Annotated in this window: 14 protein-coding genes; 13 read left to right on the top strand and 1 reads right to left on the bottom strand. The window is 36.6% G+C overall.

Annotation, left to right across the window (positions count from 1 at the left end; all coding sequences use genetic code 11):
* From GGR02_RS16490 to GGR02_RS16465, 6 genes are all read left to right on the top strand, one after another.
* On the top strand, positions 1–803 hold an 803-nt coding region (locus tag GGR02_RS16490), incomplete at its 5' end, for a site-specific DNA-methyltransferase (protein WP_260175195.1).
* 3 nt (positions 804–806) lie between these two features.
* The gene (locus GGR02_RS16485; protein ID WP_183186037.1) at positions 807–3,761 is read left to right on the top strand and encodes a type III restriction-modification system endonuclease; all 2,955 of its coding nucleotides are present in this window, start codon (positions 807–809) and stop codon (positions 3,759–3,761) included.
* Positions 3,762–3,895: 134 nt separating this feature from the next.
* Complete coding sequence (locus tag GGR02_RS16480) at positions 3,896–5,845, top strand: AIPR family protein (protein WP_183186036.1); 1,950 nt, start codon at positions 3,896–3,898, stop codon at positions 5,843–5,845.
* Between the two features lie 120 nt (positions 5,846–5,965).
* A complete protein-coding gene (locus GGR02_RS16475) occupies positions 5,966–7,864 on the top strand; it encodes an ATP-binding protein (RefSeq protein ID WP_183186035.1) in 1,899 nt (632 codons plus the stop codon).
* Between the two features lie 146 nt (positions 7,865–8,010).
* Positions 8,011–8,901 (top strand): Rpn family recombination-promoting nuclease/putative transposase, encoded by an 891-nt coding sequence (locus GGR02_RS16470; RefSeq protein WP_183186034.1) that lies wholly within the window; start codon positions 8,011–8,013, stop codon positions 8,899–8,901.
* 273 nt (positions 8,902–9,174) lie between these two features.
* Positions 9,175–10,086 carry an Rpn family recombination-promoting nuclease/putative transposase gene (locus GGR02_RS16465; protein WP_375782325.1) on the top strand — a complete coding sequence of 304 codons (912 nt, stop codon included), beginning with the start codon at positions 9,175–9,177 and terminating at the stop codon, positions 10,084–10,086.
* A 250-nt stretch (positions 10,087–10,336) separates the two neighbouring features.
* On the opposite strand, the gene GGR02_RS16460 is transcribed toward GGR02_RS16465, so the two are convergent.
* Positions 10,337–10,822 (bottom strand): ribonucleoside-triphosphate reductase, encoded by a 486-nt coding sequence (locus tag GGR02_RS16460; RefSeq protein WP_183186033.1) that lies wholly within the window; start codon positions 10,820–10,822, stop codon positions 10,337–10,339.
* 449 nt (positions 10,823–11,271) lie between these two features.
* Between GGR02_RS16460 and GGR02_RS16455 the strand changes: the two genes are divergently transcribed.
* The 7 genes from GGR02_RS16455 (at position 11,272) to GGR02_RS16425 (ending at position 17,579) form a co-directional block, all read left to right on the top strand.
* Positions 11,272–11,787 (top strand): hypothetical protein, encoded by a 516-nt coding sequence (locus GGR02_RS16455; protein ID WP_183186032.1) that lies wholly within the window; start codon positions 11,272–11,274, stop codon positions 11,785–11,787.
* 36 nt (positions 11,788–11,823) lie between these two features.
* On the top strand, positions 11,824–12,519 hold the full coding sequence (locus tag GGR02_RS16450; protein ID WP_006321769.1) for a hypothetical protein: 696 nt from the start codon (positions 11,824–11,826) through the stop codon (positions 12,517–12,519).
* 14 nt (positions 12,520–12,533) lie between these two features.
* Positions 12,534–13,016: a hypothetical protein gene (locus GGR02_RS16445; RefSeq protein WP_229706278.1), complete on the top strand. Its 483-nt coding sequence runs from the start codon at positions 12,534–12,536 to the stop codon at positions 13,014–13,016.
* A 174-nt stretch (positions 13,017–13,190) separates the two neighbouring features.
* Positions 13,191–14,567 (top strand): NYN domain-containing protein, encoded by a 1,377-nt coding sequence (locus tag GGR02_RS16440; protein WP_183186031.1) that lies wholly within the window; start codon positions 13,191–13,193, stop codon positions 14,565–14,567.
* 102 nt (positions 14,568–14,669) lie between these two features.
* Positions 14,670–16,595 (top strand): MotA/TolQ/ExbB proton channel family protein, encoded by a 1,926-nt coding sequence (locus tag GGR02_RS16435; RefSeq protein ID WP_183186030.1) that lies wholly within the window; start codon positions 14,670–14,672, stop codon positions 16,593–16,595.
* An 8-nt stretch (positions 16,596–16,603) separates the two neighbouring features.
* Complete coding sequence (locus GGR02_RS16430; protein ID WP_183186029.1) at positions 16,604–17,314, top strand: OmpA family protein; 711 nt, start codon at positions 16,604–16,606, stop codon at positions 17,312–17,314.
* Between the two features lie 43 nt (positions 17,315–17,357).
* Positions 17,358–17,579, top strand: a complete 222-nt coding sequence (locus GGR02_RS16425) for a hypothetical protein (protein WP_183186028.1) — start codon at positions 17,358–17,360, stop codon at positions 17,577–17,579.
* Positions 17,580–17,659: the final 80 nt, after the last annotated feature.

Raw genomic sequence — 17,659 nt, 5'->3', positions numbered from 1 at the left:
TTGTTTTTTCGACATGTTCATCGGCTCCTTCCTGTCTTCTGTATGGACATCTTTTTCCCGATTTATACATGTCTACTTTTAAAGGCTCACTCCATTTTGACTACCCTAAACCACTCGAATTAATACAATATTTATTAAAAATTGGCTCAGAAAAGGATTCTATAATTCTTGATTTTTTCTCTGGATCTGCAACTGTTGCTCACGCTGTTATGCAATTAAATGCAGAAGACTGTAGTAACCGAAAATTCATTATGATGCAATTTCCAGAGCCAGTTGATGAGAAGTCTCAAGCACATAAAGCCGGTTATAAAAACATTTGCGAAATCGGGAAAGAACGTATTCGTCGTGCAGGGGAGAAGATTGTTCAGGAGACAGGAAAAAACGATTTGGATATAGGTTTTAAAGTGTTTACGCTCGATTCATCGAATATTAAAACGTGGGATCCAGATTTCGAAAACTTGAAACAAGACCTTTTTGATTATAAGGATAATATGAAAGAAGATCGGACAAAAGAGGACTTGTTATACGAGATTTTACTAAAAATCGGTCTGCCGCTCACGACGCCGATTGAAGAAATCGACTACAACGGAAAAACGATTTACAACGTCGGGTTTGGTGCGGTGCTATTGTACTTAGAAGATGACATTGATTTAGACATTGTCCATGAAATGATGAAACATAAGTCTGAACATTTATCGCCGAAAGTCATTTTTAAAGAATCGGGCTTTATGAACGACTCGGTGAAAATAAACGCCATTCAAACATTGAAAAAAAACGGAATCAATGATGTAAGGAGTGTGTAGGAAATGAAGCTAAAGTTTCATGGATGTTTAACCTACCAAAAACAAGCAATTGATTCCGTCGTCCAGATTTTTAATGGACAAGAGCTGAGCCAGTCAAATTTTACTGTTTCGTATGGACCAAATGCCGGAATGATTCAAACAGCGCTCGGGATAGGAAATCGTTTAGACCTTACGTCTGACGAAATCTTAAAAAACGTTCAAGACGTTCAACTGAAAAACGGCTTGCCGCGCAGCGAGAAGTTAGACGGTATGAATTTCACGATCGAAATGGAAACAGGAACAGGGAAAACGTATGTGTACTTGCGAACGATTTATGAATTAAATAAACATTACGGTTTTACAAAGTTTGTCATCGTTGTACCGTCGGTCGCCATTCGCGAAGGCGTTTATAAATCGCTACAAATAACAAGAGATCATTTTAATGAACTATATGACAACAAGCCGCTAGAATATTTCATTTACGATTCACAAAAATTGGACCGCGTCCGCAATTTTGCGACCGCTACGACGATTCAAGTGATGGTTATTAATATTGATGCTTTTCGCAAAAGCTTTGAAGATCCAGAAAAAGAAGACAAAGCAAACGTCATCCACCGTCCGAACGATCGCTTAAACGGGTATCGGCCGATTCAATTTATTCAAGAAACGAACCCGATTGTTATTATCGACGAACCGCAAAGCGTCGATACGACGCCAAAATCAAAAGAGGCGATTGCGTCACTCAACCCATTATGCACGTTGCGTTATTCGGCAACGCATGTCGATAAATACAATATGATTTACCGACTAGATGCGGTCGATGCTTACAACCAAAAACTTGTTAAGCGAATTGAAGTCATGTCCGTCCGCTCCGAACCATCGTTTAATGTACCTTATATCAAGCTAGTAGATGTGAAGGAACGAAAAGCAACGATTGAACTTGATGTCGAGACGCATGGAAAAGTGAAGCGAACGACGAAAACAGTGAAATATGGCGATGACTTATATGACATTTCTGGAGAGCGCGACATATATCGCGGTTATATTGTTGAGCAAATTGACTGGACACTGGGAAACGAGTCGATTGAAGTCAACGGTCATTATTTGCGAATCGGTGATGTGATTGGCGATATGGATGACGATACGATTAAACGATACCAAATTCGCAAAACGATTGAGGAGCATTTAGATAAAGAATTGCGCTTACGCCATCGCGGCATTAAAGTGCTTAGTTTATTTTTCATTGACAAAGTCGCAAACTATCGGGACTACGATAAAGATGGCAACCCGATAAAAGGAAAATATGCCGTGATGTTTGAAGAAGAGTATCAGAAACTCATTCAAAAACCAAAATATCGTACATTGTTTAACGATATTGACGTTGATATCCCGATTGAAAAAGTGCATAACGGCTATTTTGCGCAAGATAAAAAAGGAAGACTAAAAGATACGAAAGGGAATACAGAAGCGGATACAGATGTATATAACCTTATTATGAAAGACAAAGAACGGTTGTTAAGTTTGGACGAGCCACTTCGCTTTATTTTCTCGCACTCCGCTCTGCGTGAAGGTTGGGACAACCCAAACGTATTTCAAATTTGTACATTAAAAGATTCAGCGGGAACGTACGTATCACGTCGCCAAGAAATTGGTCGCGGGCTGCGCTTAGCCGTGAATCAAAACGGAGAACGAGTGCAAGATGACAGTGTGAACATATTAACAGTGATGGCGAATGAGTCATATGAAGAGTTTGTCGCTTCTTTGCAAAAAGAAATGGAAGAAGAAACAGGCGTGACTTTTGGCAAGATCGAAAAACACATATTTGCCAAATTAACGTATATCGATCCAAATACAGAGGAACCGATGCAAATGGGCTACGATTTATCGGCTAAGTTGTACGAAGAGCTGAAGCAGCATGGATATATTGACGGTAAAGGAAAAGCAAAGCCGGTGCTAAAAGAAGCGATAGATAATGATACATTACAAATGAGCGATGAGTTTCAGCCGTGGAAGCAAGCGATTTTGCATGAAATAAACCATTACTTGCAGCACTTGCCGATTAAAGATGCGACGAAAAAGAAAAGAGTACAATTAAATAAGCAAGTGTTTTTTGGTGAAGAGTTTCGCCAGCTTTGGGAGCGAATTAAATATAAGACGGTCTACTCCGTTCAAATCGACAGCGATCAACTCATTCAAAAAAGCACAACAAGCATTCAAAACATGCCGCGTATTGAAAAAATTCGTATTATCAGCCGAAAAGATCAATTGGCGATCGACCGCGTCGAAGGAGTACAGTTAGAAACCGTCAGTGAGCGAGTGGAAGACTATGTTACCGCTCACCATACGTTGCCAGACATTATTACCGAACTGCAAAACCGTACGAATTTGACACGAAAAACGATTGTTGAAATTTTGACGGGCTGTAACCGTCTTGATGACTTTAAAAACAATCCGCAAAAGTTTATGGAAGAAGTCACAAAAGTCATTCAGCGCGAAATGAAAATGCTTTTAAAAGACGGTGTGAAATATTACAAAATCGGCGACGATGCGTATTATGCCGTCGAGCTGTTTGAAAATGAAGAGTTGCTTGCGTATTTAAACAACAACGCGATTCGCAGTGAAAAATCGTTGTTCGATCATATCGTCTACGATTCGGATATCGAAGCGAGTTTTGCACAACGATTTGAAAATGACGAACATGTCAAAGTATATGTCAAACTGCCACATTGGTTTAAAATCGACACGCCAATCGGTGCATACAATCCCGACTGGGCGCTTGTGGTCGACAAAGACGGCGAAGAAAAACTATACTTCGTCCTCGAAACAAAAGGAACCGACTGGGAAGGCGCACTCCGCCCAGAAGAAGCGGCAAAAATCGACTTTGCCCGCAAACACTTCCAAGCGATCCATACAAACGTCGAGTTCATCGGCCCAGAGAAAGATGTCAATGAATTCATGCTCCGAGCAATGAGCCGATAGGACAGAACAGGCAAAAGGCAGAGGTTGATAAAACTTCTGTCTTTTTTTAAATTTTGTGACAAGGTTCGACAGGATTTTTTATGAAATTTATGTATTATAAGGATGATATTTTTTGCACGAGGAGGAGAATAGAGGTGTCAAACAAAAGAGAGATTCCAAACATTTTAACAGAAAAAGATTTGGTGCATGATATCGAAACATTTGTTGAGGAAAACCCAGCGGCTAATCCAGTAGAGAAAGGGCATCTTTTTACAGAATGGGTTTTAAAGTTTTTGTTTGAGCGATCAGACGATGAGATTGAATTTGATATGGAACTTTCTGGGGCAGGAGATAACTCTGTTGACGCTTGGTTTGAAGACGGACAAACGTTACATATCATTCAAACTAAATATAAAACGGCACATAATAAGGACGCTTTTGCTGGATTTTTATCAGATATGGAACGTTTACTTTCAAACCCTTACGCTACAATCGGTAACAAACAAGATTTTTATGAATTTTCTAATGTGCTAAAAATGTATGTTGAAAATGATGAAGAAAACGAAATGGATGGGGAAAAAAGGATACAACTTCATTATGTGACAAGTGCTCAACTAACTGACGATTTTGGTACTCGTGTAACTTATGAAAAAGAAAGAATTGAAAATCATTATCCTAATGTCTCACTTAATGTATACGGTATTAAAGAAATAAACGAGTTTATTTTATTATCACTCCAAGAGTTACCTTCTGAGTATCGTAAAGTTCCTAAAAAACTTATGTTGAAAAATTACTTTGTCACCGGAGATTCATGTGTAGCAGAAGTAGAACTAAAGGAGTTTGCGAAATTCGTGAAAAATAACCATCAATATTTATTTTTTTCGAACATCAGAAACTATCTTGGTGGGACAAAAATTAACAAAGAGATTCAAAAAACATTCCAAGAAACACCAACAAATTTCTGGTATTTTAATAATGGTATTACTATAATTTGTGAAGACTTCGATCACATTTCACTTAAAAATTCGTTATCTAACTCTCTGCCAATATATGCTCCACAAATTGTAAACGGATGTCAAACAGCAAACGCCATATACGAAGGATTTAGAAATATGAAGGATCCAGAGAAGCAAAAAAATTTACAGGGATGTATCTTAGTTAAAATTATTAAGGACAAAAATAAAAATCGGGTAAATGACATTATAAAGTATACAAATCGGCAGAATACCGTAAGTGCCATGGACTTTTTTGCGCTAGATAAATTCCATCAAGACTTGAGGGTCAAGTTTGGAAGTTTAGGCTATAACTATGAGATTCAAAGAAAGGCAGGACGTTTCTTAGATAGAAAGCAGAAAAAACGCCAATATAACTTTGGACCTAATAATCAAAATAAATCTTACGCATATTTATTTCCCGACAAATTTGACTACAAATTACCGGTTAAACAAGTAGTGCAGGCCTATGCAGCAGGTATGCATTATAAACCTGGAACAGCAGGAAGTAGATCAGGTGAACTTGCTCCTGGCGGGAGTACTAGTGAGGAAATTTTTAATGAAAATACTCCAAAAAATCCGTTATATTTTCTGTTTCCTTTTGCGGTTATGTCATACGCAAAAAACAAATTAGGGTATGGTGCTACAAGAGGAAAGAAGAACACGGAGCAACCAACTGGTAATCGAAGAAGAAAGCAAGTAGATTTTCGTAGAAACTGTCTGATGTTATTTGTCGCTGTGTATTTTAGACTTCTTGTGCGTTTTATGAAAGAGTTAGGATATCTAAATAAACATGAAAATGATAACCCTTTAACTATTCCGATCGAGGTTTTAGAGTCCATTTTTAAAAATGAACGTGTAAATAAGGAGTTACTGCAGGCTGCTGATGATGTTATTTCTAGTTATATTACTGATGAAGCTGTAAAACAGCTAATAAAGGATAATTTACCGAAGTTTTTGAAGACGGATGTTCAGAAGAATGAGCAGGCAATTGATTACATGATTCAAAAGATTGATTTTACAATCGAGCGAATTCCAGATGATGTATATAATCGATTTGATGAAATTGTTAGAACGGCTATTGTTCAAAGTGAACTTATAGAGGTTAACTAACGTTGAGTTGCTACTTTTTATTCAGATAAATATTGAAATATTCGAGTTCCAATGACGAGTGTTTTAGTATGAAGCGAAAGCATGACGGTTTGTAGCCTATCAAAATGGGACGGTGATTTCATGAAACTTAAGTCTTTGATTCTAGAGAATTTTAGGTCATATAAAGATAGAACAATTATCAACTTTGATGATTTTACCGCGCTTATAGGTAAGAATGATGTTGGAAAATCTACAATATTAGAAGCGCTAGAGATCTTTTTTAATAGTGAGATAGTGAAAATAGAAAAAAGTGATGTTTGTGTCTTTAATCAAGAAAATTTTGATGTTACTATTGGGTGTATTTTTTCCGATCTACCAGAGGAAATAGTGTTGGACAGTAGTGCCGTTACTAATTTGAAAAGTGAGTACTTACTAAATGAAAATAATGATTTAGAGGTTTTAAAGGTTTATAAATGCAATACAAATTCTAAAACGATCTCACCTAATGTCTATGTGAGGGCTTATCATCCTACTAATTTTAAAGATAAATTAATACATTTGAAACGCGAAGAGTTAAAGAAAATAATAGAACAAATGAATATACCTAAAGAAGTAGTAAATATGAGTTCTAATGTTTCTATGAGACAGTCTATTTATAAAACTGTTGATGAGAATGAAGGTTTGAATTTCGCTTTACAAGATATTCAATTAAATAAAGAAGATGCAAAATCTATTTGGAATAACTTACTGGAATATTTACCAATATACGCTTTGTTTCAAGCCGATCGCCCTAGTAAGGATGGGGATCATGAAGTTCAAGATCCGATGAAAATTGCTGTCAAGCAAGCTTTGGGCTCAGTAGAAAGAGAACTCGTGAAAATAAAAAAAGAAGTTCAAAAAGCAGCATTAAGTGTTGCAAAAAGCACATTAGAAAAATTGAAAGAGATGGATGAAAAACTTGCCTCTGAATTAATTGCGGAATTTTCTAGCGAACCAAATTGGGCTAGTTTGTTTAAATTAACATTAAATAGTGAGAATGGTATTCCAGTGAATAAAAGAGGAAGTGGAGTACGTAGGTTAATTTTGTTAAACTTTTTCCGGGCTGAGGCAGAAAGAAGAAAAGAAGGCACAGAGAGAGGAATTATCTATGCCATTGAAGAACCAGAAACTGCCCAACATCCTAAAAATCAGAAGATGTTAATAGAGTCACTACAAGCTTTATCACAGAAAAACTGTCAGATTATTATTACTAGCCATGTTCCTGGTATCGCTGGTCTTCTACCGATTTCCTCTATTCGTTATATAACAGCTGAATCTAAAAAATATGGAGTTATTGACCGCGCGTCAGATTTGGAATTAATCGAAATTGCAAACGAACTAGGCGTACTCCCAGATAACAGAGTGAAACTCTTCTTATGCGTAGAGGGGAAAAACGATGTATCATTTTTGCAAAATATTAGTAAAATACTTAGTGAGCAAGGGGTTACCAAAGTTAATCTTTTTAAAGATGAACGTATAGCTATACTTCCATTAGGTGGAAGTTCCTCTTTGAAGCAATTTATTTATAAACATTACTTAAAAGCTTTTAGGATTCCAGAAATTCATATAATCGATAAAGACGTTAATAATGATATTAGTAAACTTCAAGTACGGCTAGATGAGCGAAAAGATGGTTCAAAAATCATCAGAACACAAAGGAGAGAGATGGAAAATTACATCCACAAAGATACTATAATTGAATATTTTACAAAAAAATATCCTTCTCTTTCGAGGGAAGTATTCAACTGTATTAGATTTGAGGATCCAGATTGTGATATTCCTAAAAGTATCAGTAGATTACTTAATAACTATAAAGATCGGCTCGGAAAAGTTGATCCGCCATCTGAAGAAAAAATCAAAAATTGGTTAAACAGTAAAGTAACCGCTGAAATGACTTATAAACATTTAAAAGATATGGGGGTAGTAGAGGAGTTAATAAGTTGGTTTTCAGAAATTGAGAGGTTAATGCAAAACATGTATGAAGGATCTATAGCTCATTGATACAGTGCCTATCACACCCCACAATGCATGCCGAGATTTGTAGAAGCAGAGAGTGATAGTTTTTCTCTCTGCTTTTCCATTTCTAAAGCAGGAACATCACCACTTTTATCAAAAATACACAACAAAACAGAAAGCGAGGTGCATATATGGCGGTTGACCATGATCGGTTGTTTAAAGAGCTGATTACGACATTTTTTGAAGAGTTTCTTCTCCTCTTTTTCCCACATGTGCACGAGCATATCGACTTTCAGCACGTGTCGTTTTTGTCGGAGGAATTGTTTACCGATGTGACGGCGGGGGAGAAGTATCGCGTCGATGTGCTGGTGGAAACAAAATTAAAAGGGGAAGACGGCTTGGTTATCGTCCATATCGAAAACCAAAGCTACGTGCAGCCATTGTTTCCCGAACGAATGTTTATTTACTTTAGCCGCTTGTTTGAAAAATACCGAAAGCGTATGTTGCCGATTGCGGTATTTAGCTACGACTATCTTCGCCATGAGCCTTCCTCGTTTACGCTCCAATTTCCGTTTTTCGATGTACTCCAATTCCGATTTCTTACTGTGGAGTTGCGCAAACAAAATTGGCGTGAGTACATTCGCCACGACAACCCAATCGCCGCTGCGTTGTTAAGCAAAATGGGGTATACTGAAAGTGAACGGGTAGAACTAAAAAAGCAGTTTTTACGCATGATCGTACGGATGGAATTAGACGAAGCCAAGCAGCGATTATTAATCGGCTTTTTTGAAACATATGTCAAACTGTCAGACGAAGAAGAACAACAATTGCGAAACGAGGTGAATGAAATGGAAACGAAAGAAAAAGAACAAGTGTTAGAGTTAATCATTTCGTACGAGAAAAAAGCGTTAGAAAAAGGCTTAAAAGAAGGAGTAGAGCGAGGGTTACAACAAGGACTACAACAAGGTCTGCAGCAAGAAAAGCGCCATATTGCGAAAAAGATGCTCGCGAAGGGCTACGACGTACAGACGATTCATGAACTAACGGAGTTGGCTGTGGAAGAAATTGAGAGGTTGAAGTGATATCGTGTCTGTCAAAACCAAAAAAAACTAAATTTCGTGATGCCTGTCACGCCCCTGAAGTATATCGAAGTTCGTTAGTTAGGGAGAAAGATAAAAAATTGCCCACTTTTATCGGAAAATTATTTTTCATTCGCAAAAGAGCCTTTCTTTTCGGCTTTTTTGCTTTTGCCGTGAAAAAAAGCGCCGCAAAATTCAATTTTCTTCATTTGCATTTCCCTTATTTCCCGGTTTTAATCAAATTGTACCTCTACATTCCACGAAAGGATGATCCTCGTGCAATACCTCGATTTGAAAATGGATTTTATGTTTAAGCAGCTGTTTGGGCATCCGAGTCGCAAGTCGATTACGATGGCGTTTTTAAACGCGCTGTTGCATCGGAAAGAAGATGACCGAATCGTCGATGTGCAGTTTGAAAATACGGAGCTAACGAAAGAAACAGAAGACGGAAAAACCGGACGGCTAGACGTCATCGTTCGGACGAATCGTGGCGAGCGCATTCATGTTGAAATTCAAATCATCCCGCAATACGGCATGCCGGAACGGCTGTTGTATTACTGGGCGCGGTTGTTTTCGTCTTCTTTATCAAAAGGAGAACGATATGACACCCTTCCCCCGACGATTATGATTGCCATCCTCAACTACCCACTTTTTCCGCACGAAACTGACCGCTTTCATACGATATTCCACATCCGTGAAGATGAAGAACACTTTCTTTGGAGCGATCACCTTGAATTTCATGTGCTTGATTTGTCACAATTTATGGTAAAATGGAAGAAATACCGCCGGGATGTGAAGCAGTCACCCGAATGGCCGTGGCTGACGATGTTGTCGGCGGTGGATGGACGGACAAAAAAGGTGGATGAGGAAATGGTTCGCGAATTGGAGGGAATCGCGATGACAGAACAAGAAATTTTAGAGGCGTTAGAAGAATGGCAAAGTTTGAGTGTGGATCCAGAAAACCGCTATGCATACGAAATGCGGTTGAAATGGCTACTTGACCAACTATCGAACATTCGCGGAAGTCGGGAAGAAGGACTGAAAGAAGGATTGGAAAAAGGCTTACAACAAGGCCTGCAACAAGAAAAACGCCATATTGCGAAAAAGATGCTCGCGAAGGGCTACGACGTACAGACGATTCATGAACTAACGGAGTTGGCTGTGGAAGAAATTGAGAGGTTGAAATGATATGGTGCTGTTCCTCTTTTTTAAACATGACTTTATATAACTAAGGGAGCCATTCCGCTCCCTTTAATTATGCGGGATACAGTGCCACTGTCACGCCGTGAAAAAATGATCGGTGATGAAAAAGTAAAAACTGTCCAATGTTATCCGTCGTTTTCTACAACATGCTTTCCTTCCCTTTAATACAGTGAAGCTAGGAAATACGTTCAATTTGTCTTACTTGATTTTCTCGCGAATGACTGACACAGCCTCATTAATAACTCTGAATCATAGCGTTGAGAGCGTGCATTTTTTGTTCTAGAAGCTTATATGTTTCTTGTTCTCTAACTCGAGTGTTCACTTGCGCAATTTGCTGTAAATGTTTTTTCAATGCTTTTACAAAATCATGAGCGAATTTCATTTTGTCGTAAAAAAGAAAGAAATCTACATGATCATTTGTAACATTTACAGCTTCCATTTTGATTTCGCGTCCTTTCACGATGAAAAAGTAATCATAGGCAGAACCAAAGCCGGAGATACGGAATGGTTTATTCTCTTTATTAGCGATCATATCTATAATACCAGTAGCTATACTTAGCAAAGCTGTGCCATAAAGCGTTGCAATATTGATCGTCATTTGTTCAATACCATTATGAATAGTCATATACATTTCACAACTAAAAAAACTATTGAGGTTTTCACTTTTGAGCGTTTCTTTCCAGTCACCGTCCCAGTCTTTTAATAAAATTTTGATAGGCATGTATACCCTCCACAAATTTTTTACTTTTTCGTTACTACTCTATCTGTATAGTTTAAACAGCATTGCCATTATATTTTAAATCATTTCCTATTATTTTAACAATATACACCTTTTTTACTGTAATACGGTTCATCACCACAACATGTATTTGACAAGCAATACGGTTTCCTGTACAAAGATGTGCAAAAATCATTGATTTACTGATTTTTCTTCGCAAGCGTAAATAGGGTATGTTCAGAAAAAATCAAGTACAACTTTTGGTGAAGCGCCCGTAATACAGATAATTCACGAATCAATGGAGTTGTCTGTGAAAGTTAAAGTAAGAGGGTCTATTTACTAAAAATATTCAAATTTATCCGTTAGTTTCTACAATATCCGACAACATTTTCCGTCTTCTTTCCGTACAATTGAAGCGAGGAATGTGCTCAATTTTAGGGGAGGGGATTAAAGTGACGACAATTTGCAAAGCGGATTATTATTATGGTGCGTTGCTTTCTGCACTAGTAAATGGTGGATTAGCACCAGCGCTGTTTGAAAAAGAAAACGACAGTCGGCAAATATATACGGTTACGACAAATAAAGCGAGTTATATTATTTACACGAAGTATCTTACTACCCCATCCGGCTCCGAAGATTTCACATGGTCTTTCACATTCAGTGACAACGAAATACAAGAAATTATAAATGTTCATCAAGGTAATACAGATAAAATGCTAATTTTTGCTTTTGTTTGCGGTCAGAAGCAAATAAGTGACAGCAACCAAATCATCGCTATTGTTCACTGGGATGAATTTGTTGCATGCGTGGATGTAAATAAAAAGCAATCCCGTGGTACACCAAGGTTATCGGTGAAAGCAGTGAAAGGCTCTCCACGTTTTCGTATTTATGGAAGCAAACGTGCTGATATGCTTGATGGCAAAGACAATACGATTAGAATTGAGAGAAATCGGTTGAAAACTCTATAAAGGTAGTACCGATTTTTAGCAAACGGAGGCATAGAAATGAACGTGAAAGAACTTATTTCGCTCATTAAAGAAGAAGTTCCAAATAAAGCAATTGATTTAATGGACAGCTTAGAATTGTTAAAGGAAGCAATCGCTGATACGTTAACGGAAATATTGAAGAAAAGCCATACAGCATTCCAGCAAAGAAACTTGGCAAAATGGAATGAACTTAACCGTCTCATCGATCAAATTGTTCCAATTGAAGAGAGGATTGCGCAAATTATCGAAGAATTAGACTTGGATGTTACGGTGAAAGAAAATGAAATGGAAAGACGAGCGTTGCCGAATTATTCCGATTATCTAGTGGATTCGAATGTAGAACATACTTTATATGAAGACTATACTCATCGTCGACCATGCGCGTTTAAAATGAATGATAATCCACGTATCGAAGTGAGCACATGGAAAGAGATGCTAATTAAAACTTGTGAAATATTGATGGAAAAGGACGAGGAAAAATTTTTGAGTTTTGAACATTTAGACAAAATGAATGGTAAGAAAAGAAAATATTTTTCTGTTAGTTCAGATGGCATGAGGGAACCAGTGAGTATAAAAGGGAAAATGTATATTGAAACACTAATGAGCAGTAACGGGTTCCGCAATTTAGTCATCAAGCTTTTGAAAGAATACAACTTAAAAATCAGTGACTATAAAATTTATTTACGCGCCGATTATTCAGAGTTAAATCAGTAAGGGAGGAAAGAGGCTTGTTAGCTGAAATACATGGGAAAATATCGTCAGACGGTTCGAACCTCAGCGAGCGTCTCGAAGATCAGTTAACAGCGAACGTGTTTGGCACGCTGCGTTATCTCCCTTTTCACAAAGGGATTCAGCCGCTTTTGAGCAGTGCTGTCTTTTTTTCTCCAGCTACTCAAACGGTATTTCAAAAAGGTTTAGCCACACAAAATGGTGAGTTTATCGGCGAGAAAGTTACGTTTTGGTCAAAAAGGGAAAGAAGCGAAATGGATGTTTGGCTCGAATTGGATCATTTGACGATAGGAATCGAAGTGAAATATCATAGCCTTTTATCGTCAGACGATCAATTGGAGCGAGAAGCGATGGATTTATTAGCGGATAAGAGACAGGCTCCTAAGTTTTTGCTTTTGTTGGGTAAAGAACCGGAAGTGAATATGATGGCTAAAAGAGCGATAGAAGAGCGAAAGTTGCCAAGCAGTGTTCATTTCGGATAGTGAAAAAATATTATTAGGTTGTGATTCGACAATATTCAACAAATTATTTATGAGATATTTGGTATAATTTTTCGTGAACATACACAAGTTTGATGATGGCATGAAATAATATTATGCAAATGGATATATGACGAATGGAAAATGATCAATGCAAAGGGAGGGGGATTAATTGGAATGGATAGTGATTTGTTGATTTTTCCTTCTTTTAAGAAGATGATTCGTAACTCCATCACAACTACTTGTTACTATGCGATGAATATGCATCGCAAAATGCATATGTTGTGTGGTGAGAAGTTCAGTTTTTTTGCATTGCCGAATTACGAGTACGTGTCTATTGATCAATTGTTTGAATTCTACGAAAATGATAGATTGTTTTATCCTGTTAAGGCAATGGATCGACTTATTTCAGAATTGGATGAAGACTATTCATTGAAAAGAATATCACTTCAAGTCCAAAGTTTGGAGAAGGTATGCCATCATGTCAAAAATAGAAAAGAGCTAGATATGTATATAAATAATGCAAAAAATTACATCGATATAATGAAACAAGCTGGGGTGAGGAGCTACATTCCAGTGATGATTTACCCCTGTAATAGAAATCTTTCGGTAGACTACTCTCATGTTCTACAAATGGGGAATAACGATTACTGGGTTATACAACTCATTCAGTTTTTTTCCGCTATTACAGATGAGAAAATTTCTGTTGATGTAGAGAATATTAGTTTAGATGATTTTCTATTTGATAAGGATGGTAAAATCATACTTTTTGTGGGCTACGATTTACTTGCGCACCATCGGGGTAGCTCTTATACATTATTGGAACAAAATTTACGAGCTTTCTCTAACTTAATCACCTCGTTTTTTACTTATTACTATTCTTACTGCCCTGATAGTGTCCTAAGTATTTACCATCATCAGAAGCCTTTTTTTGCGCTATATAATCGCTTGAAGGATGGAATGTCTTTTAGTGATTTTGAAGAAATTATTAGGTTTTACTCTAACCAAGAGAATAGTTTTCAGCGACAGAAAATAGGAGTGTTTTTAGATGTAGCTAATATTTATAGAGGGATTCATCATCTAAAAATCAACTATCATGCCCTATTCACAAAAATTTATGGGGTATCTGCTCAAGGGAGAATTAAGGGACAATACGCATCGCTTTTTTTACCTGTCTATGAAGAAGAGAAAAAAACAGAGTTTGTGCAGCTACAGCTAATGGTGTTAAAAGACGATTTAGAAAAGTCGGGGTTCACGGTTCTAGAGGTGAAAAATGGTAAAGATAAAGCTAAAGAAGTTATTGATGGAAAGGAATATGACATAGATGATCAAAAACTCATTCAAAAAATGCTTGAGAAATTCCATCAGTTAGATAGCATTTTGCTTCTTTCAGGAGATGATCATTTTTGCGACGTGCTGCTTAAGTATAGAGATGCACAAAAAAATGTAAAAATCATTTCTGTGCACCCAAATGACACATCCAAGAGAATAGTAGAGAATTTTTCTGCTGAGCATCACTATATCACTGACTATTGGGATTGTATCGAGTTGTAGGAGAGAGATCCTCGGGGGTTATGGGATTATTTTAAAAAAATAGAGAAAGAAGGATAAGATATGATTAATATTATCACTATATTTACTTTAGGTGTACTATCTATGATTACGATTATAGCGCTATATTTGAATGAGAGTGTGTATGCGTTTTTAGAGCGAGTGAACAGAGATTTGGACGGAAATGTGGAAAATAATTCATTCATTTTAACTGTTAAGCAACTATATGATGAAGAGAGAAAGTTAAGTAAAAACGATTTAAATATTCAAAATTTTTTGGAGGCGTATATTTCAAGCTTCCATTTACCCTCTAAAATAGGAGGAAAGTTAAAGTTAGTGCAAAGATTGAAGCTAGTTCAGACAGCGAGTTCGATATGCATTCTAGTGGGGGTGTTAGGTACATTTGTAGGACTTGTATTTGCTTTGAGAGGAATTGACACAGATGCAGCAAAGATGAGCGAATCATTAATAAATGTGCTCGATGGAGCACATACAGCCTTCTATACAAGTATCGCTGGCATTATTTTTTCCATTTTCATGAATATTTACACTAAATTTCATAATGGAGAGCAGTTGTTAGTTCAGGTAATGCTAAGGATCGAGAACTACTTGAGTGCTCAAGATAGAACAACGGCAGACCTACGTGTTATTGAAGCCTTACAAGAGGTAAAAGGTGCGGTTATTGATATGAATCGCTCATTTCTTGATGTTCAACATTTCTCTCGATCTTTAGAAGTATCCACTCTTAATTTAAACAAATTTAATGAAGATTTTAGTCAGAACATTGAAAAATTATCCTATTTGTTCGGTGATATGGAAATTTTTATGAATGATTATAATCGACATATGGGTACGTTGAATAATCAATTAGTGAATATACATACCGTTTTAGAAAAACAAAATGAATTAACGGTTAACTCATTCTCCACCATCGCAAGTATGCAAGAAGAGTATCGAAACTTTTCTGAAGCTCATCAGAAACAAATGAGCCATATGCATGAATCATTTATTGAAGTGGTAAGAACAATGTACAAGTTGAAGGAAGAAATGATTGTTTATTTTGAACAATATAGAGATAATTTACAAAATAACCATGATATGCAGTTAGAGTTGAAAAATGATTTGAATTCATATTTCCAACAGTATACGGAAAGGCTGCATCATATTTATGAAAAGCAATCGAGCTTTTATAGTTTGGTGATGGATGAACAGAGTCGTCTTCTTGACCTATACAAAACATTTCAACTTCAAAGTCAACAATATATTGAGCATATTCAACATTCAACAAACGCGTTAAAGGATGCACTTGAGTCCAGTACTTTCGAAGATATTTCATTGCTGTCTAAAACGCTAAAAAACGATGTTGTGCATATCCAGCAATTATTCACTGAATTAATTGGCCAGCTTCACTCTGTTAATAGTATGCAAGAGGAATACCACCGCCATTACTTGCAGTTGTCACAGGGGATAGAAGAGAGAGTCAGTAAACAAAATGCATACAATGATCAGTTTTTATCACATGTTCAGGCATTTTCGAATTACGTGAGTGTCTTTTCTGATCATACAGATAAGTTACAACGACTTTTTGATGAAATGAAAAATATATATATTGAATTTGACATGAATGGACGACAGATGTCAAAACAATTAATTCTTTTTACTGAAGAAATGAGCAAAGAAATGAAGGGTTACATCGAGAGAGGTAGTAAACAATCACAAGAAGTGAAGGTGTTGATCGAAGACTTTGTGAATTCGTCGGTTATGAGACTAGAAGTGCTACTTAAAAAATTGGATAATAATCTCGGAGAAGCTATAAAAGACAGTTTAAGGAACTTTGAACGTTATGTAGAAGTGACTAATCGAATTATTAGTCAACAAATGAATTCGCTTATAAGTGAATCGGAAATTAATCGTGAGGCACAAACCTTCTCTACTCAAGCTCTATATCAATCCATTGAAAAATTGAATAGACAAATGGAACAGTTTTTAACATCAATAGGGAATCAGATTGTGCATAGTAAGGGTGAGTGAAGGAAAAAATGAAAAATGATAAGTATAAGAGATTGATTGCAGGACAAGTACTCGATAATGATTTTTGGCCATCTTTTACCGATTTATTATCAACTATTTTACTGGTGCTATTGCTTTTTTTAATGGCTATTATTGTAAATGCGAAAGAAGATGCTGAAAAGAGGGAAAAAGTGATTCAGCAAGCTGCGAAGACAATCCAGAAACAAGAGAGGGAGCTTGAGTATTATCGAGGGATCCGAAAAGAAATTATTGCGGGATTAAAACAAGAATTTCAAAAAAAGAATTTGAAGATTGACGTTGATTCGAAAACAGGTGCAATTAAGTTTCAGAATGACTTGCTTTTTGATACAAATAGTGATCAAATAAAACCAGAGTTTAGGCGACAACTAAAAATGTTTATCCCAATATATTTCAATATTTTATACAAAGACTACGGAGACCACATTGCAGAAATCGTTGTTGAAGGCCATACGGATGATATAGGTTCATATATGTACAATCTCGAACTTTCACAAAAAAGGGCATTTAGTGTGGTCAAATATATATTAAGTGATGAATTTGGTTCTTTTCCATATAAAGAGAAAGTGAGAATGCAAATTACTGCAAACGGTCGTTCTTTTAGTAATTTAAAATACACAAAAGGTAAAACGGTTGATCGAGAGAGCTCTCGACGTGTAGAGTTTAAGTTTCGTTTAAAGAGTGATGTTAATTTTAAGTAAAAAACTTTTTTGGTTATTATTGTAAATCAGAGGGAGAGTTGATATGTCTATACAAGTTTTTATGCAAAATTGGACAAATAAACTGAAGGAGACTTTGCATCTTATTTCAGACGATGTTTCTGTTTCACAAGAGAGACGGGTCAGACTTGTTGTCCATGCTAGTTCTTTAGTTTGTGCATTGGTTGCTATTCAACCTTTACCATTTGCTGATATATTTGTTTTAACTCCTATTCAAGTTGTCATGGTTACTGTAAACGTCAAATAGCCCCCACCTTTTTTGAAGGCCGAGGCTTAGGGTATTATTTAGTTAGCTGATCAAAAGCAATACATGAAACAGGGAGTGTG

The organism is Anoxybacteroides voinovskiense (assembly GCF_014196205.1).
GTDB classification, from domain to species: domain Bacteria; phylum Bacillota; class Bacilli; order Bacillales; family Anoxybacillaceae; genus Anoxybacteroides; species Anoxybacteroides voinovskiense.
The sequence above is the reverse complement of the archived record's forward strand: the minus strand, read 5'-3'. Positions and strand labels throughout refer to the sequence as shown.